The following is an 18497-nucleotide window of genomic DNA, read 5'->3' as shown; positions in this document are numbered from 1 at the left end:
ACACCCATGACTAAACTTCATTTGGAACTGACCGGCGTGGAAATGGCCTTTGATACTCCCAAAGGCTCATTTATCGCACTGGACAATATCAACCTGAAGATCAAAAAGGGCGAGTTTGTCTCCCTGATCGGGCATTCCGGTTGCGGCAAGTCCACAGTTCTGAACATCGTCGCCGGGCTGCTTCAGGCCACCAAGGGCGGCTGCATTCTGGATGGCCACGAGATCAACTCTCCAGGCCCGGAGCGGGCAGTAGTGTTCCAGAACCACGCCCTGATGCCCTGGCTGACGGTTTACGAGAACGTCGAGCTGGCGGTGCAGCAGGTATTCCGCAAAACCATGGAAAAACAGGAGCGGCAGGACTGGATTCAACACAATCTGGAACTGGTAAATATGGCCCACGCAGCCAACAAACGGCCGGGAGAGATCTCGGGAGGCATGGCGCAGAGGGTGGGTATTGCAAGGGCTCTGGCGATGAAGCCCAGCGTGTTGCTGATGGACGAGCCATTCGGCGCCCTGGATGCACTAACCCGGGCCCAACTGCAGGATTCACTGATGGATATTCAGCAGGACCTGAACAACACCGTGATCATGATAACCCACGATGTGGATGAGGCGGTGCTGCTGTCTGACCGCATCATCATGATGACCAACGGGCCGGCTGCCGCCGTCGGGGAGGATCTGTATATCGATCTGCAAAGACCCCGCAACCGGGTTGCCCTGGCAAACGATCCAACATACGTGCGCTACCGGCAGGAGGTTCTCAAGTTTCTTTACGAGAAGCAACGCAAGCTGGAAAGCATCGCTCCGCGCCGAGCCAACAAGGCCGCTGAAGCAAGCACGGAAAGGAACACAGGGATCACAGCAAGATTCTGAGAGGTAGGTTACTTCAGCACATCGGCCATGGATACCAGTGCCCGGGCAACCTCGGGCAGCTTTTTACCCTGATCCATGGCCAGTTTTCGCAAAACCCGGTGGGCTTCGTCATTATCAATTTTCCGGTGACTCATCAGCAACAAGACCGCTTTTTCCTGGGTTTTGCGATCTTCCAGCGCTTCCTTGGCACTTTGCAAATCCTCGCTCATCTGCTGAAGCCGACGTGATTGCTCCTGCACCAGATCAAAAATCGACCGTCCAAACCTCTGGCCAATCCCGTCACTGCTCCAGGCTTCACCTGATTGGGTCTCCCCATTACGGCCCGGCTCACACAAAACCAACAGGGGCAGCGCGGAATTTGCCGGCTGATCAAGTGAGGCAATCAGTGCCTCATGATGTGCCAGTGAATTCCGTGCTTCGGCAAATCGTTCTGCGCAACGACCATGAAAACTGCCTTCCACCGACTCCTCCACCTTCTTGAGCTCATCCATACGCTCGCTTATCAGCGCAAACCAGTGATCTGAAAGCGCCGGATCCAGAGCCTTGTAACGACCAACGGAACATCCGAGCTGCCGCAGGCGCTCAATTTCCTTTTCCCGCTGATGAGCACGGAGACTCCGCAAAAGCCCACAGCTATGTTCGTCCGCAAACCCGAGAAACACCTCAAAACACCGTTCCTGTGCCTCAACAAGGTGCGTCATGCGCTGACTCAGTGCGATATCAAAGCGCCCCCCGGAAAACCCGGCAGAGCCTGTTGCACGCTCCTGACCGCAAAATTCTTTTCCATTCATCAGATGCACCATGGCCACCAGCAAGCGGGCAAGAGAAGGATCTACTGCGGTTTCCGCCGCCTCGAAAACCACGGCAATCAGGCGGTGAATCAGCATGCTGTAGGATTCGGTTGCATCTGAAACCGACAGTGATCGTGCGTTCACCTGCGTACGCAGGGCCGACAGGGATCCCAGCCCATGAAAAGCGCTCGCCAAATGGGCCAGCAAATGGCTTCCGACAGGGTGAGTCGTCAGCTCTTCATGGATCTCAGCCAAAGCTCGCTCAAAAACGGTATACAAACACGTCGATTCCGCAACCATTGCGTTGCGCTCGGGGCCAAACTTTTCACCATCCGACCCCAGAAAAATGGTGGACGCGCCACGTTCCCGTTGCAGCCCGTGCACAAGGTTGCTGATGCTCTGTATCAGCTTTCCCATCTGCAAAAAGTACTGGAGGTTCATAAGCTCGCAGCGTCGCGATGCGATCAGGTACGCCTCAGCCGAGGGCTGGGCAGGGTTGCGTTGACGTTTACTGATGTCCATTTCAAAGCTCCGGAGGTGACCACACTTTTGCGTTACAAAAGACTGGAGCAATTACCGCGCCAGCAAAAAGCATCAAAGTCGTGCGGTCCGCCCCGACAAAGTGCGGAAAAGCCGAGCCTCTGAGCAATATATCGAATGTTTTTTGACCAATCCCTTGATTTTAAACAGTTTTTAAAACTGGCACGAAGATCGCTTCAGGTATTCCAGGGATTGAAGATTCCGGCCAAGGACTCGGCCGAGCTTCCAGAACACTATTGTTGGCATTGGCGCCGGATCATCGATTCCCTATGGGGATGACATGCTCCGGCTTTTTTTTGGATTTTATACGGGGCAGAGCTGCAGAGATGAACCGGAAAATGGAGCCCACATTGATCGTTTGTGGTCACGGAATGGTGGCTCAACGATTCCTTGAGGAGTTGATGAGCAACGCCTCAATACGCTATCGGACTATCATTGTGTTCAATGGCGAGACCTCTGCGGCATACAACCGGATCCAGCTTTCAGCCCTTCTCAGCGGCGACGCCGACGAAGAGAGCCTGGCCTTGAAACCCGACTCCTGGTTTGCCCGTCACGGCATTCAGCTTCATCACGGAGAAGCGGTCCGGACCGTTGCTCCAGACAGTCACACAGTGACAACAAGCACGGGCAGGGTTTACAGGTATGACTCGCTCGTAATTGCAACCGGGGCCAGCCCGACTCGCCTCGGAATCCCGGGAGAAGGTCTGAGCGGCGTTATGAACTTCCGGGATCTCAACGACACCCGCACCCTGATTGAACTAAGCCAAAGCCGGAAACGGGCGGTTGTGGTCGGTGGAGGCTTTCTGGGGCTTGAAGCGGCCGAGGGGCTGAAGCGCCGAGGCATTGATGTCACTGTTCTGCACCGGAGTAGCCACCTTCTGAACCGACAGCTGGATCCGGACGGCGGTAAGCTCCTGTCTGATGCACTGACCGCCCGCGGCATCAACATTCTGACATCGACATCGCCAATCCAGTTACTGGGGCGGGACACTGTTCGCGCCGTGCAGCTGAATGACCAGACCCTGATCAGCACCGATCTGGTTATTATCGCCACCGGCATAACGCCCAACCGCGAATTGGCACAAAACGCCGGGTTGGCCTGCGGCCGGGGCATTCAAGTAAATGCGCAACTGCAAACCAGCGCCCCGGACATATTTGCTCTTGGCGAGTGCTGTGAGTTCAACAACGAAACCTTCGGACTTGTGGAGCCGGGCTATCAGCAGGCGAAAGTCCTGGCATCCGTGCTTTCAGGAACAACCGCGAGCGCCGCATACAAACCATCCGTCACCGCCACCCGCCTGAAAATCAGCGGCGTACCGGTTTTTTCCTGTGGTCAGCAAGCACCCGATGAACACACCGAATCCCTGGTCTGGCGGGACTTTGCAACCGGCAGTTACAGCCACTTGCTGATTCGCAACAACCGCCTGGTCGGCGCCATCCTGGTGGGCAATACCAGCCAGGGCCTTTGGTACCAGGAGCTGATTACCGGCAACACCACCATCGACCTGTTCCGGGCCCAATTGCCCTTTGGCAAACCGTTTTGTAAGGCGGCGGCCTGAACCGCTGCTCATGAGAGAGGACACTGCAATGAGCAAGAAAACCCTGATCGTAATTGGCAATGGCATGGTAGGTCACCACTTCCTGGAGCAATTCGTCGCCAGTCCCGGGGCCACTGAGTACGAGATACTCGTCTTCGGGGAGGAAAAACAGCTGGCCTATGACCGGGTACATTTGTCGGAATACTTCACTGGCTCCACCCACGCAGACCTCGCTATGGGCACCGCAGACTGGTACACCGGGCAAGGTATTAAACTGCAGCTGAATGAGCCGGTCACCGCGCTGGACCGTGACCAGCGCATCGTTACCACTCCAAAAGGCGAATACGGCTACGACGAGCTGGTACTGGCAACCGGTTCCTTTCCGTTCGTACCGCCAATTGAGGGTCGCGAGCACGCGCACTGCTTCGTGTACCGAACTCTGGACGATCTCGATGCCATTCGCGCCAGCGCCCAGGAAGGCAAATCCGGAGTGGTGGTTGGTGGCGGGCTGCTAGGTCTGGAAGCTGCCAACGCATTGAGGAGTCTCGGCCTGCAGGCGCATGTGGTGGAATTCGCGCCCCGCCTGATGCCGGTGCAGCTGGATACCGACGGCGGTGCGCTGTTGCGTCACAAGATCGAAGAGCTGGGTGTTCAGGTGCACACCGAGAAAGCCACCACCGACATCGTTGAAGGCGAAAATGCCCGGCTGCGCATGAACTTCAGTGATGACAGCCACCTGGAAACCGATCTGATCGTATTTTCTGCCGGTATTCGCCCGCAAGACGCACTCGCGCGAGCCAGTGGTCTGGAGGTGGGTGAACGTGGCGGCATTGTCGTCAATGACCAGTGCACCACCTCAGACCCGCATATCCATGCCATTGGCGAGTGCGCACTCTGGGACCAGAGGATTTTCGGGCTGGTCGCCCCAGGCTACACCATGGCTCGCACCTTGGCTTCGGTTCTGAACAGCGATCGCGATGCCGCCTTTACTGGCGCCGATATGAGCACCAAGCTGAAACTGCTGGGCGTGGATGTCGGCTCCATTGGCGATGCCCACGGCCAAACGCCCGGCGCCCGCAACATACGCTTTAACGATGAACAGGCTGGCCATTATCGCCGCATGGTGATCAGCGCAGATGGCAAGACGCTGCTGGGTGCCATTCTTGTGGGCGATAACAGCCATTACGACACCCTGCTGCAATACGCACTGAACGGTATAGCCCTTCCAGACAACCCGGAAACCCTGATCCTGCCGGAGGGCCAGGGTGGCGCTCCGGCCCTGGGCCCGGACGCCCTGCCGGAAACCGCATCCATCTGTTCATGTCACAACGTCACCAAGGGCGATATTTGCGGCGTAATTGACGCCGGCTGCAGTGATCTTGCCGGCGTCAAGGCCGAGACCAAGGCCAGCACCGGTTGCGGCGGCTGCACTGCCCTGCTCAAGAACGTGGTCGACAATGAACTGGAAAAGCGTGGTGTGGCGGTCAGCAAAGACCTGTGTGAGCACTTCCCCTACAGCCGGCAAGACCTGTTCCATCTGGTGAAGGTTAACGGCATCCGCACCTTCCGCACCCTGATCAGCCAGCACGGCAAGGGCCAGGGCTGTGACATCTGCAAGCCAGTGGTCGGCTCGATTCTGGCGACCTGCTGGAACGAACACATATTGGCCACCGACCACGTGCCGCTGCAGGACACCAACGACACCTTCATGGCCAACATGCAGAAAAACGGCACCTATTCCATTGTGCCACGCATTCCTGGTGGCGAGATCACGCCCGACAAACTGATAGTGCTGGGCGAGGTGGCCAAAGAGTACGACCTGTATACCAAGATCACCGGCGGCCAGCGGGTTGATCTGTTCGGCGCCACTCTGAGCGAGCTGCCGGAGATCTGGGAGAAGCTCATTGCCGCGGGTTTCGAGACCGGTCACGCCTACGGTAAGTCCCTGCGCACGGTGAAGTCCTGCGTTGGCAACACTTGGTGCCGCTACGGCGTACAGGACAGCGTGGGCATGGCGATCATTCTGGAGAATCGTTACAAGGGCCTGCGGGCGCCGCACAAGGTAAAGATGGCGGTGTCTGGTTGCACACGGGAGTGTGCCGAAGCTCAGAGCAAGGATTTCGGGGTGATCGCTACCGAAAATGGCTGGAACCTCTATGTCTGCGGTAATGGTGGCATGCGCCCGCGCCACGCTGATCTGTTTGCGACCGATCTGTCTGATGAGGAGCTGATTCGCACCATTGACCGGGTGGTGATGTTCTATGTGCGCACGGCCGACCGGCTGCAACGCACAAGTGTCTGGATGGAGAACCTGGAGGGCGGTCTGGATTACCTGAAGAAGGTGATTCTTGAGGACAGTCTGGGCATTTGTGCGGAGCTGGAGGAGCACATGAACGGTATTGCAGATACTTACCAATGTGAGTGGAAAACGGCGGTGGAAGATCCCGAGAAGCGTAAGCGGTTCCGGGAGTTTGTGAATTTGCCGGAGCAGAAGGATCCGGTGCAGCAGTGGACTACTGAGCGGGGGCAGAGGCGGCCTGTTTTGGAGTCTGCGTAGCCTGTTTGTTTGGGTGGAAGCGCGCGGCGGCACAGGGTGCCTTTCCTCTGGGAAAAATAACTCGCTGCGCTCAGACATCTTTTTCCCGGCGGAAAAACACCCCATACCACCACACTCTCAGAACTTTCGAATATCGAAAACTCATGGAGAACACAGATGAAAGCTCGTACTTTTTGGAACGCGGTTTGTAGTGTTGAAGACTTGGTACCAGAGTCCGGCATTGCTGTCTGGACCGAAGACGGGCCGGTGGCGTTGTTTTATCTGCCGCACCGGCTGCCGGCGCTCTTTGCCATCAGCCATACCGATCCGTTCAGTGGCGCCAATGTTCTGGCTCGCGGTATCACGGGGGATCTTGGAGGGGAGCCCATCGTCGCCTCTCCGTTATACAAACAGCACTTCAATCTGAAAACCGGTGCCTGTCTGGAAGACGATTCGGTTACCGTCAAAACCTACCCGGTTCTCCTCGATGGAAACCGGATCCTCCTGGAAACTACCGAAAATCAGCGGGAGGCTGTGGCGGCCTAACCAGGCAAGAGGCTCAATCACGCAACTTTGACCGGGCGGAATCTACCAGAGGTCAACCACTCGCGGGCAACCTGAGCTAAGATCAGTCAAACAAGCATAAAAAGGACGCCGCCCGTGAAGCCTCTGAGCCCCACCGATCAGCTTTTCCTGTGGCTGGAAAAGCGCCAGCAACCCATGCATGTGGGCGGGCTGCAGATTTTTTCGTTTCCCGACAATGCACCCGACGATTACGTTGCCCGGCTTGCCGAGCAGCTACGCAAGGATACGGAGGTGAAGGCGCCCTTCAATCGCCGTCTCGACAGCCGTTTAGCACAGCCGGTTTGGGTACACGACAAACACCTGGATCTGGAACATCACTTCCGTTTTGAAGCTCTGCCTACGCCGGGGCGTATCCGCGAACTGCTTGGTTTTGTCTCTGCGGAACACTCACATCTTATGGATCGTGAACGGCCGTTGTGGGAGTTTCATCTTATCGAAGGTTTGGGCGACAGGCAGTTTGCGGTTTACACCAAGGTGCACCACTCTCTGATGGATGGCGTTTCTGCCATGCGAATGTTTCAGAGAATGCTGTCCACGGATCCATCTAAGCGCAATATGCCCCCCATCTGGGACCTATTGGCACGACCACGGAGAGATGAGGATAGTAACGGCTCTTCGCTCTGGCGCAGTATCGGTCATTTGTTGGGGGAATCGGGAAAGCAACTGGGTACCATGCCGACCGTCGCGCGGGAGTTGTTGCGCACTATAAACACCGCTCGCAAAGACCCGGTCTACAACTCCATTTTTCACGCACCGCGCAGCATCCTGAACCAGAAAATCACCGGTTCCCGGCGCTTTGCGGCCCAGTCGTATTGTCTGAAGCGGATAAAAGCGGTTTGTCATACGTATGGCACCACCGTAAACGATGTGGTCACGGCCATGTGCGCCAGTGCTTTGCGCACCTACCTCATGAATCAGGATGCGCTGCCGGAGAAGCCATTGATCGCGATGGTTCCGGTATCGCTACGTAAATACGAGAAGTCTGCCGGCGATAAAGCAGAAGGCAGCCAGGCCGAGGGCAATCAGGTGGGCGTTATCCTGGCCAACCTGTACACCGATGAAAGCGATGCCGGCACGCGGCTGCAGAAAATTCATCAAAGCATGCAGGAAGGCAAAGACCGCTACGCTCAAATGTCGCCGGAAGAAATCGTCAACTACACCGCGCTGACTCTGGCGCCAGCGGCATTCCATCTGCTGACCGGTGTGGCCCCGAAATGGCAGACATTCAACGTGGTGATATCCAACGTCCCAGGGCCGAAAGAGACTTCTTACTGGAACGGCGCCAAACTGGAGGGTATGTACCCAGTGTCCATCGCCATGGACCGCCTGGCCCTGAATATGACGCTGACCAGCTACAAGGATCAGATAGAATTCGGGCTGATTGGCTGCCGCCGCACGCTACCGAGCCTGCAGCGGATGCTGGACTATCTGGAAGATGGCCTTGTGGAACTGGAGCAGGGCGCTGTCAGTTAAACTTCACCAGCCGGTTACGCTCTGAAATCTGGTCATTCAATGTCCAGAAATCGTAGAGCACGCCGAGCAAAAACAGCCCGCCGGTCAGCAGGTAGATAATCCCGGTTATCCACTTGCCCATATACAGCCGGTGTAACCCGAAAACGCCGGTGAAGGTCAGCAGCAGCCAGCCAATGTTGTAGTTGACCTCGCCCTCTTGGAACCGGCTGTCTGCTTGCTCGTCCATGGAAGGGATAAGAAACAGGTCGATAATCCAGCCGATAAAAAACAGACCGAATGTAAAAAACCAGATGGTTCCGGTAATCGGTTTGCCGTAATAAAAGCGATGGGCGCCAAGGAACCCAAAGATCCAGAGCAGATATCCAAACAACTTGCTGTGCGTATCCGGTCGGCTAATCATAACTACTCCGATGAAAATTATTAGTGCCCTTTATATGGGGCTAACACCTCAATTCCGCAAGGGTGTGGGGTGGGTGTTTCCTTCCGCCAGGAAAAAATGTCTGAGCGAAGCGAGTTGTTTTTCCCAAGGAAGGAAACACCCACCCCGCACCCATGCCCCCAAGTTTGAAGCTCAAGGCCCCACCTCCGGCGCCGGATCAGGCCCACCTTCGCGGAATTCGCTGGCGGATTTACCGGTCCATTTTCTGAACGCGCGGCTGAAGTTGGAGAGGTCGGCATAGCCAAGTTCATAAGCAATTTCGCTCACGGACTGATTGGTGTAGCGCAACAGCTGAATGGCGCGGTCCTTGAGAACAGCTTCCACGATTTCACGGTAGTTGGTTTCTTTGTCTGCCAGCCGGCGCTTCAAGGTTCTGGAGGAAACGCAGAAGCGCTCTGCCATAGCCTCCAATGAGGGCAAGGGCCCGGGCATCATACGCAACATGTTGCGCACGGCGATGGCGAGGTCACCCTGCTCTTTCAGAGCTTTCTGCAGCTCGAACTCGCACTCTTCGCGGGCCATGCGGCTGGCTTCTGCATCCGCCAGCCTCATGCGCACATCCAGCAGCGCTTTTGGGAACATCAGGAGTTCATCAGGCTGACCATACTCGAATCTTACCGGCAGCTGATCCGAAAACTGACGGTAATAGGCGGGCTCCGCGCCGCCGAGGCGCACACTTACGCCAGGCAATTTGCCGTTATCAAGAGAGAACCCGCGCTTTTCAGCATCGTTGCGATCCAGTAGCTGATCGGTAAGCAATACCAGCGTAGCGCTGACGGTTTCCGCCAAAAATGGATAGAGCCCCGGCATGTCGAATTCTGTGCAAAGTTTTACCAGCACGTGGTCACCGGTTTCAGACTGACTCATGCTCAAAAAAGGCGCTCGTAACTGCAGGTAGCGGCGAACGGAATCAAGCGCTCCGGCAAACGTCGGGCTGGTTAGAGCAGCAAATCCAAGCGTGCCGTGGATGGTTACCCGCAGTTCCCGGGCCAGCGTAAAACTCAAGCCGTCTTTGCCAGCGAGCTTCACTGCGCGCTCAGCCATAACCATGGCGTCAGTGGCGAACACCCGGCTGTCGTTGGCTTTCAGTTCTTCCGGGCCAAAATTCAGGCCTTCGTAAAGTAAACGATCATTGTGGCCAAGCTGTCGGACCGTCTGTGCCAACACCCGCATATACACGCCAGGCACCAGGAAGAGCCCGGGCATCTGCCGTTCTTTTTCTGATCCGGGAATCGCCATAGACTGCCCTTTGTTACCCGAGAGAATGTCTCATACAGACTCTAGCAAAAGCCCACAGTCACTACAGTGGGGCGGGTTGCACCCGGGTTGGCGTCGCGCCGGCCAACTGTTCTGCGGTTCTGTCCCATATGGAATGGTGACCGTCCCGTTTTCGTATTCATCCCGACACTGGACTCCCACACACTGAGGGCATGACATCAGCCAATGTGAGGAGTAGACCCATGCTGAGTACAAAAACCGCTGAAAATCAGACTAAGGCAGCCAGTCAGGCTTCAAAAACGCCGCATAACGTCGATATCAAGGCCCAACGCATGGGGTTTGAGTTTGATGAACAGGTGCCCCGGTACTGGCTGGAGAACAGCCCTTTTTTGAGTCATATGATGAATGCACTTTCGGTGCTTTTCCCTCAAGGCGAGCAGTTTTTTGTAGACTCTGTACGTGCCTATCGAGATCAGATTGATGATCCCAAGCTGAAAGCCGAAGTGCGGGGTTTTATCGGGCAAGAAGCCATGCACTCTCTGGAACATATGGCTATGAACCAGCATGTGCGGGATCGTGGCATGCCGGTGGACGAGATGGAAAAACACCTGGCCGTGGTTCTGGGCGCCACCAAAAAACTGCCCAAGCGCCACCAGCTGGCCATTACCAGCGCCCTGGAACACATGACGGCCATGATGGCGGATATGCTTCTGGAGCGCGACGATATCCGCGAAGGCATGCATGAGACCATGCGCCCGCTGTGGGCGTGGCACGCCATTGAGGAAACCGAGCACAAGGCGGTGGCTTACGATGTGTTCCAACAGGTTGGAGGCACCTACGCCGAAAGAACGTTTTACCTGGCCTTCAGCACGGCCGCTCTGGGTGTAATGACCTCTTACTTTACCTGTCGCATGATGCTGAAGGATGCCAAACGCTTCTCCATCAAGGATACCGCCAGCGGTTTGTGGCGCTTATGGGGCAAGAACGGCACCTTCTCCAGCCTGATTCCTGCCTGGCTTGGCTACTTCAAGCCGGGCTACCATCCCTGGGATCACGATAATAGCGAGCTGGTTGCGCGTTTCAAAGCAGAAATCCAGACTTACATTGCACCGCAGTACCAGAGTGGAAATCGCAAAACCCTGCAGTAATTCCGTGATGCAACCAAACTGGCCGGCCCAAAAAGTAGCGCCGGCCAGTCTAGTTTCCCGGCGCAACGTTCTGTTCGTTCACCGCAATGCCTTTCGCCACCACAACACCTTTGCGCCACAAACGCCACTCGCCAGGCTGGTAAATATTCCATTGCTCATCGCTGGTCAGCGGCTCGGTTACGATAACGCTCACGATATCGTTCGGCGTTGTTTCAGACTCAAAATCCACAATAACGTCGGCATCTTTCAGCCTCGCCGGGCGAAAAGGCGCGCGGCGGGTGATGCTGGCCATTTTGGTGGTGCAGTAGGTAAACAACCAGTCGCCGTTGCTCAGCAACAGGTTGAACACACCCTGGCCGGCATAGGCTTTTGAGAGCTGAACCAAACGCTCTGTAATAGCCTCGACCGAGTCATTACGATCACATTGACTACGCAGGTGATTGAGGATATCGCAGAACAACGCCTCACTGTCTGTGCCGCCAACAGGCTCGTAAAACCCTGGCGAAGACTGAAACGCGGAAAGCTGGCCGTTGTGGGCAAACACCCAGTAGCGGCCCCAGAGCTCCCGCATAAACGGATGGGTATTGGCCAGACAGATTTTACCCACATTGGCCTGGCGAATATGGCAGATCGCCACTTCGCTTTTGATAGGGTGAGTCTGAACCACTTCAGCAAGCCGTGAGTTGGCGCTGGCGTCCACATCGTGAAAGGCCCGCACGCCCTTACCCTCGTAAAAAGCCACACCCCAGCCATCCTTGTGGGGGCCAGTGTCGCCGCCTCTGCGGGTCAGCCCGGTGAAGCTGAAGCAAAGGTCGGTAGGTGTATTGGCACTCATGGCCAGCAGCTCACACATAGAACGAGGTTATTCCTTGCGGTTATTGTGATCAGCGATACAAACTCTTGCCGGCAAAGCGCTCTACCAAGGGCTGATAGGCCGAGCCCAGCAGGCGGTTAATTGCATCAATACCCCAGGCATCTGATCCCACAAGAATGCGGGACTCGTTTTTGAGAATGCCTTTTACAATCGTTTCCGCAGCTTTTTCCGGCGTGGTCATGGCCAGTTTATCAAAGCCTTTGCGCAGTTCCTCCGCGCTTTTGGGCCGGCTAGTGCGCGCCGAGTTGGCAATATTGGTGCGGATACCGCCCGGGTGCACACAGCTCACAGCAACGGGCTGTTTCTCCAGCTTCATTTCCTGACGCAGGGACTCGGTAAAGCCGCGAACTGCAAATTTTGCTGCGTTGTAGGCGCTTTGCGTAGGCACGCCGATCAGGCCAAACACACTGGAGATGTTCACCACATGGCCATCACCGGAGGCAATCAGGTGCGGCAGGAACGCACGGGTGCCATGGGCGACGCCCCAGAAGTCGATGTCCATGATCCACGCAAAATCCGCATCGGTCATCTCCCTCACCGTTGCAGAGAGCGCAACACCGGCGTTGTTGATGATCAGGTTAACCTGGCCAAAATCTTTCACCACCTCCGCCGCATGGGCGTAGATAGCGTCTCTGTCACCCACGTCCAACCTGTAGGTTCTGACTTCCGTGCCCGCGAGAGCCGCGGCCGTTTCAGCCAATCCATCTTCGTTAACATCCGACAGCGCCAGCCTGCAGCCGCGCACCGCCAGTGCATTGGCGAGTGCTCGCCCGATTCCGGAACCCGCTCCGGTGACGACGGCTACTTTGTTTTTCAGATCTTTCATGGGCATTGGACTCTTGTTGTGTGTTGTGCTGATTAAACAAGATACTCTAACAACTGACCTTGATCAGCATATGGCTAAGGATATCTGTCTTACACGACACTTGGGCCACTCTGACTCGGCCCGGGCTTTTGGGTACAATCCCGGATCTGCTGGGCCCCGGCCTTGCGAATTTCTTAAACCCTGAACCTGCGGATTTTCTGTATGGAATGGAGCATTACGCATTTCTGGCTGATTCTGGCCCTCGTGCTGGGTTTGGCTGAGCTGACATCCGGCGTGCTTTTGCTGCTGGCACTGTCTATCGCCGCGGCTTTAACGGCAGTGCTGGCGTATGTCGGCATGACTTTCGAATGGCAGCTTGTTGGCATGGGCGTGTTCTCGGGCCTGCTGGTGCCCATCGCTGTTCGTTGGATCCGCCCACGCTTTTCGCCGAAAGGCGTGGCTTACGGAACCACCGGCACCGGCGTCGAGCAGGGTCAGCGCTACCACACACTGAAGCGGGATTTCGACGGTGCTACAGGCATCAAGGTCAACGGCGACTTCTATCGCCTGAGGGACGAAACTACCGGAGCTACCGATTTCCCTGAAGGAACCGACGTCATTTTCAGACAATTCGACGGCACCACGGCCGTTGTTCAAACCGTCACACACAAGGAGCAGTAAGCATGGAATCCTATATTACACCGGGGCTGATCATCAGCCTGATTGTTGTCATCATCGGCATTTCTATCATCGCCAAGGGGCTGGTAATCATCCGGCAGTCGGAAGTTATGGTTATTGAGCGCCTGGGTTCGTTTAACCGCGTTCTGGAAAGCGGCGTTAACATCATCATTCCTTTTATCGAACGCCCCCGGCCCATCACCATGATCCGCTATTTACGCGCCGGTTCGGACTATCAGGCCATGATGACCGATGAAACCCGCATTGACCGTCGCGAAACCGTCATGGATTTTCCCGGACAGCCGGTGGTTACGACCGACAACGTTACGGTGTCCATCAACGGCGCCCTGTACTACCAGATTATCGATCCGCGCCGTGCCGTTTACGAAGTAGCCAACATGAGCCAGGCGGTGGAAGTACTGGCCAAAACCACTCTTCGCTCGGTAGTGGGCAAGATGGAACTGGACAAACTGTTTGAATCCCGCGCCGAGGTGAACAACGCCATTCAGGCCGAAATGGAAGAACCTGCTTCAAAATGGGGGGTGAAACTGACCCGGGTGGAAGTTCAGGACATCAGCATGCCGGAAGAAGTGGAAGACGCCATGCGTTTGCAGATGGCTGCAGAGCGCAAGCGCCGAGCCACCGTAACCGAAGCCGAGGGTGAAAAGACTGCGGCGATTGCCAAGGCCCAGGGCCAGCGCGAATCTGCCATTCTGAACGCCCAGGGCGACAAGGAATCCGCTATTTTGCGCGCCCAGGGGGAACAGGAGTCCATTCGTCTGGTACTCAGTGCCATGGGCGACACCGAGCAAAACAAGCAGACGGTTATCGGCTATCTGCTGGGGCAAAGCTACATCAAGGTATTGCCGAACATGGCAAAAGACGGCGAGCGGGTGTTTGTACCTTACGAGTCTTCTGCTCTGCTGGGTTCCATGGGTATGTTCCGGGAACTGGCCGGCAGCCCCGATGATGTGGTTCGCCAGTCACTGCAACGGGACGGTTTGCGCGGCGGCCTTGTAGGTGGTGCCAGCAACGCCTGATTTTCACAAGCGTGCGGACAACTTGCAGGGCATCAGCCCAGCAAGTTGTCCAATGGCTCTTCATAGCTGGGTGCAAACACTTCCATAAAGTAGGTCACTTCGGGCAACCCCTCTTGCTCAAGCCGCTGCCGAATCTGCTTCTCAGCCGGCTCAAACTCGCGGTTACCCGCACGCACTTCCGCCTGACACTTCAACCAGGCCGATAGGCGATCTGCTGCCTTGATCAGTTCACGATCCTCAGCTGGCAATTGAGACTCCCGGAGATAAGGGGAAAAGTCCTCACGCAGATCTTCCGGTAGCAGTGCCAGTAACTCGGCCTCCGCTTTGTGCTCAATATCACCGAAAGCTTCACGCATAACCTTGGAGTGATACTTTACAGGGGTGGGCATATCGCCCGTGATCACTTCAGTAGCATCATGGTAAAGCGCGGCAGCCGCGATTTTATCGGCGTTTACACGCCCATCGAAGTGCCGGTTGCGGATCAACGCCAGTGCGTGGGCCAAAGTGGCCACTTCCCATGAGTGGGTTGCTACATTCTCTTCGATCGCATTGCGCATCAGTCCCCAACGCTTGATCCAGCGCAGCCGGGAAACGTAAGCGAAAAAATGACTACCGGCCTGTGACACGTAAATGGTTCCTTATAATCATCATTGTTAACCCATAGAAGCCTTAACGCAGATCCAGCGTAAACCCGACGATAACCTTGCCATCGTCCGACACCTCGGCGTTACGTGAAGGGTCGAGCATGAATAGCTGGCTCGCCGGCACATCGTGGGTGTCCCGCAGTATTTCCTGCATCGAAGCACCCCGCGCGCTGGCAAGGTTATTCAGAACCTCAGGCTCCAGTGACCGTTCACCGGCAAGATAGGCCTCACGAGCCTCGTCCCAATCCTGCTCTGAAAGCTCGCCACCCTCGGCGGCGGCCAGCTCTTTCCGCAGAAGCACCAGACCGTCGGCCGAAGGGGAAACACCGCCGCGGATGTTCAACAACAGATCCGGGCGTTCCAGTAGTGCGTCCGCCAGAACAGTAAACTTCTCCGCCTCTCCCGGTGCCAGCCTGGCTGTACCCGGTTCAAAGCTTACCTGGCCCAGCTCTTCGCCACTCAGGCCCGCAAGGTCGGCAATTGAGCCAAGCACACTGAACGGTGATGTGGCCGCCTTGGCCAGCAAATTCACAAACGTTCGCATAACAACCTGGCCGACTCTGAAGTCCGGACTGTCCAAATCGCCGCTGATCGGCAGGTTCACCTCAATAACTCCGTCACTGTCCTTGAGCAGCGCTAACCCGAGTTTTACCGGTGCATTGACAGCCTCTTCGCTGGCGACGGGCTGCCCCAAGCCAAGACGATCCATAAGCACCCTGTTCGAGCCATTTATCTGGCTGCCAGTAACTTCATAGTCAAGATCCAGCTCCAACTTCCCGCTGTCGATGCCGTAGCCCAGGTAGCGCCCCAGGTAGGGCGAAAGCGCGGGCAAGGAGAGGTCTTTCATGGTCAGCTTCAGATTGCTGGTCTCTTCCGTGCCCAAGGTGCCAATCGTACCCTCCGCTTCCACGCTGGCACTGCCACCCACTCGACCTTTCATGGATACCTTGCCTTGTTGCGGCGATACATTACTAAGGCCGGTAATCGAGCCATTGAGCTGGTCGAGCGAGGTTGTAAAGGTCGGGTCCAGGGTACGGTCCGTATAATCCAGCGCACCTTTCTCAATCATCAGCTGGCCGATCCGGAAGATAAACGGCGCGTCTTCACCCGTGTTCTGTTGCGGCGATGTGGAGGTATCAGCAGTTTCGGACTGCCGGACAATTTTTTCAATGTTATGAACGCTGTTGGCGTTGCGTATCAGATTGATAGCCGGCTGGGCGAGGGTAACCGTGCCAATTTCCAACCTTGCCGGATGTACGTTGTACTCAATGGGTGCCAGACGCAGCGTTTGCCATGAGATCAGCCGATCACTGCTGCCAGGAAGCTGAAGGTTCAGCCCTGAAACCTCTGCGGTGCCACTGAAGGTACCGGTCAAGGGTTCCTGCTGGCGGTCCAGGTCCAGATTTCCATCCAGCCCCAATGTGCCCCCCGCAATCACCAGGTTGGCGGCCTCCTGCAAATACGGCTCAAACGCCGCCAGGCGTATGTCAGATCCGGCGATGGCCGCCTCAAGCGTAAAGGGCTGAGGTGCCAACTGGCCGTTCAGGGAGAGCGTGCCGCCGCTGGCCAGCGCTGCCTGCAGCTGATACGAAATCGGATCTTCTATCTCGCTGCTGATGCCAGCGGTAGAAAATGAAAGTTGTTCCAATGAAAGCTCTGCAGGGGAAGCAGGTTGCTGGTCCTGCCAGAGCACCCGCCCTCCGGAAACCTTGATACCCGCCAGAGACCAACGGAAAGGCTGCTCTGAGGTACGATCAGGCTCTTCAGTGTCTGATTCTGCCTTCCCGCTTTCCTTCGCAACGGCGTCAAACGCAGCGATCCAGTCGATTTCCCCCGCTTTGTTACGTGCCAGAGCGATATCTGGCTGCTCCAGAGTAATCTCCCCAACGCGAGCTTCACGGCTATTGAGATCGAATCCAATGTCGTCGATGGCAATGGATGCTGTGGTAAGTCGTGCCTGCTCAGTCTGTGTACCTGGAGCAACAGCCAGATCCTCCACCGACAATTTGCCGTTGCTGGTCGTCAGATACAGAACGTCGCTTGCCTGTAGCTCATAATCTGAACGCGCGGTTACGTTGCCACCGCGCAAATCATAAGGGAGGTAGGGTGCAAGGAAATGCCCAAGAGTCTTGTATTCAACGTCAGAAATGGCGAGGTTCCCGCTCGAATAAAGCGGCGTAATGCTGAGATCGCCCTGCCACTCGAGAGTCTGACTCCCCACAGCGGCCTGCAGATGGTAGTCGCTGCTGCGGTCGTCCCGTTGCCAGGTAGCAAGGTCGCTCAGGGTCAGATCCAGCGGCGTAATTCTGAACTCTGCCTTTTCCGATTGCGTGAAATCCCGGAACAGCAGCACGCCACCGTTTACAGTAATCTGTTGAAAATACAGTGAGGGCGGCGCTTGATCTTCCTCCGCCTCAGCCGGTTCTGTGGGCTTACCCTCTTCCCGTGCACTGGCAGTCTGAAAGTCCCGAGCGAAGTTAACGCTGTAGTCTTCCAGCAGATCCAATCGAATGAACGGCTCTTCAAGCTCAATAGCCTCAAACCCGACAACGCCCTGAATCAGCTCAAAGAAATCGAGATTGATATACAGGCGATCAAAGCCCAGCACCCTTTCATTGTCGTTATCCTGCGCAGACAGCTCCAGAGCTTCCACACTAAGCGCAAACGGATTGCTGCGAATGTCACCAACATCCGTCTGCCACCCCATGTGCTGTTCCATCTGATCAGGCAAAGCACGCTTCAGCCACCAGGGCAGCACCAGAAAACCTGCAAGGCTGTACAAAACCAAAAGAACCAGGGATCCGATCAACAGATTCCTGGGTATACGACTGTGTTGACGGCTCTGGGCCACAGGCATCTCCTCAGAAGCGGCGGAATACCGGGGCGATCTTGCCCTTCTACATGCTTACAAGGATAGTCGGCCAGGTGCCGGTTTGTCAGCTGCTCCGACGTTTGCCTTCCAATACTTGCTCCGCTTGTACATAAAGGCGTGGTGGGCGATTTCATATTCCGGTACCAGAACAACGAAACTTCTGGCTGAATACCTGGCCAGAAATACATCTTCGGACATCTGATCGCTTAGTGATTGGCTGATCTCGTTTACCACCAGGTTGAGTGCCTCTTCGCTCAGGCCGGTGTTACTGGCCTGAAGCGAGTTGCCGAAAGGTACGAATTGAACGTGAACCAGCTTTCACATTTTATTGGCTTTATGTAAACGATTACGACACGAGGATCGCTGACAGGCGAACATGAACCCGATATGCTCAGCCGTCGTAGTTACTCCTTGTTATTTTTAAACGCGAGTGAAGGGAAAGT

Annotated in this window: 15 protein-coding genes; 8 read left to right on the top strand and 7 right to left on the bottom strand. The window is 56.0% G+C overall.

Annotated elements, in window-relative coordinates:
* Positions 1 to 6 precede the first annotated feature (6 nt).
* Positions 7 to 873 (top strand): ABC transporter ATP-binding protein, encoded by an 867-nt coding sequence (locus tag FFI90_RS12830; RefSeq protein ID WP_144778472.1) that lies wholly within the window; start codon positions 7 to 9, stop codon positions 871 to 873.
* A gap of 8 nt (positions 874 to 881) precedes the next feature.
* On the opposite strand, the gene FFI90_RS12825 is transcribed toward FFI90_RS12830, so the two are convergent.
* Positions 882 to 2186: a nitrate regulatory protein gene (locus FFI90_RS12825; RefSeq protein ID WP_144778471.1), complete on the bottom strand. Its 1305-nt coding sequence runs from the start codon at positions 2184 to 2186 to the stop codon at positions 882 to 884.
* A gap of 344 nt (positions 2187 to 2530) precedes the next feature.
* On the opposite strand from FFI90_RS12825, the gene FFI90_RS12820 reads away from it, so the two are divergent.
* The 4 genes from FFI90_RS12820 (at position 2531) to FFI90_RS12805 (ending at position 8336) form a co-directional block, all read left to right on the top strand.
* Complete coding sequence (locus tag FFI90_RS12820; RefSeq protein WP_144778470.1) at positions 2531 to 3763, top strand: NAD(P)/FAD-dependent oxidoreductase; 1233 nt, start codon at positions 2531 to 2533, stop codon at positions 3761 to 3763.
* Positions 3764 to 3791: 28 nt separating this feature from the next.
* The gene (gene nirB, locus FFI90_RS12815) at positions 3792 to 6299 is read left to right on the top strand and encodes a nitrite reductase large subunit NirB (protein ID WP_144778469.1); all 2508 of its coding nucleotides are present in this window, start codon (positions 3792 to 3794) and stop codon (positions 6297 to 6299) included.
* 156 nt (positions 6300 to 6455) lie between these two features.
* A complete protein-coding gene (nirD, locus tag FFI90_RS12810) occupies positions 6456 to 6824 on the top strand; it encodes a nitrite reductase small subunit NirD (RefSeq protein ID WP_144778468.1) in 369 nt (122 codons plus the stop codon).
* Between the two features lie 114 nt (positions 6825 to 6938).
* On the top strand, positions 6939 to 8336 hold the full coding sequence (locus FFI90_RS12805) for a WS/DGAT/MGAT family O-acyltransferase (RefSeq protein ID WP_144778467.1): 1398 nt from the start codon (positions 6939 to 6941) through the stop codon (positions 8334 to 8336).
* Here the strand turns inward: FFI90_RS12805 and FFI90_RS12800 are convergent.
* Together FFI90_RS12800 and FFI90_RS12795 are read right to left on the bottom strand one after the other, a co-directional pair.
* Positions 8329 to 8736 (bottom strand): NINE protein, encoded by a 408-nt coding sequence (locus FFI90_RS12800; protein ID WP_144778466.1) that lies wholly within the window; start codon positions 8734 to 8736, stop codon positions 8329 to 8331. The genes FFI90_RS12805 and FFI90_RS12800 overlap by 8 nt on opposite strands.
* A gap of 171 nt (positions 8737 to 8907) precedes the next feature.
* Complete coding sequence (locus FFI90_RS12795) at positions 8908 to 10014, bottom strand: helix-turn-helix domain-containing protein (protein ID WP_144778465.1); 1107 nt, start codon at positions 10012 to 10014, stop codon at positions 8908 to 8910.
* A 221-nt stretch (positions 10015 to 10235) separates the two neighbouring features.
* Here FFI90_RS12795 and FFI90_RS12790 point away from each other — a divergent pair, with 221 nt between their 5' ends.
* Positions 10236 to 11141, top strand: a complete 906-nt coding sequence (locus tag FFI90_RS12790; RefSeq protein ID WP_144778464.1) for a metal-dependent hydrolase — start codon at positions 10236 to 10238, stop codon at positions 11139 to 11141.
* Positions 11142 to 11190: 49 nt separating this feature from the next.
* Here the strand turns inward: FFI90_RS12790 and FFI90_RS12785 are convergent, their stop codons facing one another.
* Entirely contained in the window at positions 11191 to 11994 is an 804-nt protein-coding gene (locus FFI90_RS12785; RefSeq protein WP_144778463.1) for a class II glutamine amidotransferase, read from the bottom strand.
* 31 nt (positions 11995 to 12025) lie between these two features.
* The gene (locus FFI90_RS12780; RefSeq protein ID WP_144778462.1) at positions 12026 to 12841 is read right to left on the bottom strand and encodes an SDR family NAD(P)-dependent oxidoreductase; all 816 of its coding nucleotides are present in this window, start codon (positions 12839 to 12841) and stop codon (positions 12026 to 12028) included.
* Positions 12842 to 13042: 201 nt separating this feature from the next.
* On the opposite strand from FFI90_RS12780, the gene FFI90_RS12775 reads away from it, so the two are divergent.
* Together FFI90_RS12775 and FFI90_RS12770 are read left to right on the top strand one after the other, a co-directional pair.
* Positions 13043 to 13501 carry an NfeD family protein gene (locus FFI90_RS12775; RefSeq protein WP_144778461.1) on the top strand — a complete coding sequence of 153 codons (459 nt, stop codon included), beginning with the start codon at positions 13043 to 13045 and terminating at the stop codon, positions 13499 to 13501.
* 2 nt (positions 13502 to 13503) lie between these two features.
* Positions 13504 to 14538, top strand: coding sequence for an SPFH domain-containing protein (locus tag FFI90_RS12770; protein WP_144778460.1), 1035 nt, complete (start codon positions 13504 to 13506; stop codon positions 14536 to 14538).
* A 32-nt stretch (positions 14539 to 14570) separates the two neighbouring features.
* Here the strand turns inward: FFI90_RS12770 and yfbR are convergent, their stop codons facing one another.
* Positions 14571 to 15164: a 5'-deoxynucleotidase gene (gene yfbR / locus FFI90_RS12765; RefSeq protein ID WP_144778459.1), complete on the bottom strand. Its 594-nt coding sequence runs from the start codon at positions 15162 to 15164 to the stop codon at positions 14571 to 14573.
* A 43-nt stretch (positions 15165 to 15207) separates the two neighbouring features.
* The gene (locus tag FFI90_RS12760) at positions 15208 to 18039 is read right to left on the bottom strand and encodes a DUF748 domain-containing protein (RefSeq protein WP_144778458.1); all 2832 of its coding nucleotides are present in this window, start codon (positions 18037 to 18039) and stop codon (positions 15208 to 15210) included.
* Between the last annotated feature and the right edge of the window lie 458 nt (positions 18040 to 18497).

Source organism: Marinobacter maritimus (assembly GCF_007671675.1).
Taxonomy (GTDB): Bacteria; Pseudomonadota; Gammaproteobacteria; order Pseudomonadales; family Oleiphilaceae; genus Marinobacter; species Marinobacter maritimus.
This window is presented reverse-complemented; position numbering and strand designations above follow the sequence as displayed.

Bases quoted from the DNA above. Each gene is read 5' to 3' on its own strand.
- FFI90_RS12760 (WP_144778458.1), bottom strand. From the start codon at position 18,039: ATGCCTGTGGCCCAGAGCCGTCAACACAGTCGTATACCCAGGAATCTG.
- FFI90_RS12820 (WP_144778470.1), top strand. From the start codon at position 2,531: ATGAACCGGAAAATGGAGCCCACATTGATCGTTTGTGGTCACGGAATG.
- FFI90_RS12775 (WP_144778461.1), top strand. From the start codon at position 13,043: ATGGAATGGAGCATTACGCATTTCTGGCTGATTCTGGCCCTCGTGCTG.
- FFI90_RS12770 (WP_144778460.1), top strand. From the start codon at position 13,504: ATGGAATCCTATATTACACCGGGGCTGATCATCAGCCTGATTGTTGTC.
- FFI90_RS12825 (WP_144778471.1), bottom strand. From the start codon at position 2,186: ATGGACATCAGTAAACGTCAACGCAACCCTGCCCAGCCCTCGGCTGAG.
- FFI90_RS12830 (WP_144778472.1), top strand. From the start codon at position 7: ATGACTAAACTTCATTTGGAACTGACCGGCGTGGAAATGGCCTTTGAT.
- nirD (WP_144778468.1), top strand. From the start codon at position 6,456: ATGAAAGCTCGTACTTTTTGGAACGCGGTTTGTAGTGTTGAAGACTTG.
- FFI90_RS12795 (WP_144778465.1), bottom strand. From the start codon at position 10,014: ATGGCGATTCCCGGATCAGAAAAAGAACGGCAGATGCCCGGGCTCTTC.
- FFI90_RS12785 (WP_144778463.1), bottom strand. From the start codon at position 11,994: ATGTGTGAGCTGCTGGCCATGAGTGCCAATACACCTACCGACCTTTGC.
- FFI90_RS12780 (WP_144778462.1), bottom strand. From the start codon at position 12,841: ATGAAAGATCTGAAAAACAAAGTAGCCGTCGTCACCGGAGCGGGTTCC.
- FFI90_RS12790 (WP_144778464.1), top strand. From the start codon at position 10,236: ATGCTGAGTACAAAAACCGCTGAAAATCAGACTAAGGCAGCCAGTCAG.
- FFI90_RS12800 (WP_144778466.1), bottom strand. From the start codon at position 8,736: ATGATTAGCCGACCGGATACGCACAGCAAGTTGTTTGGATATCTGCTC.
- nirB (WP_144778469.1), top strand. From the start codon at position 3,792: ATGAGCAAGAAAACCCTGATCGTAATTGGCAATGGCATGGTAGGTCAC.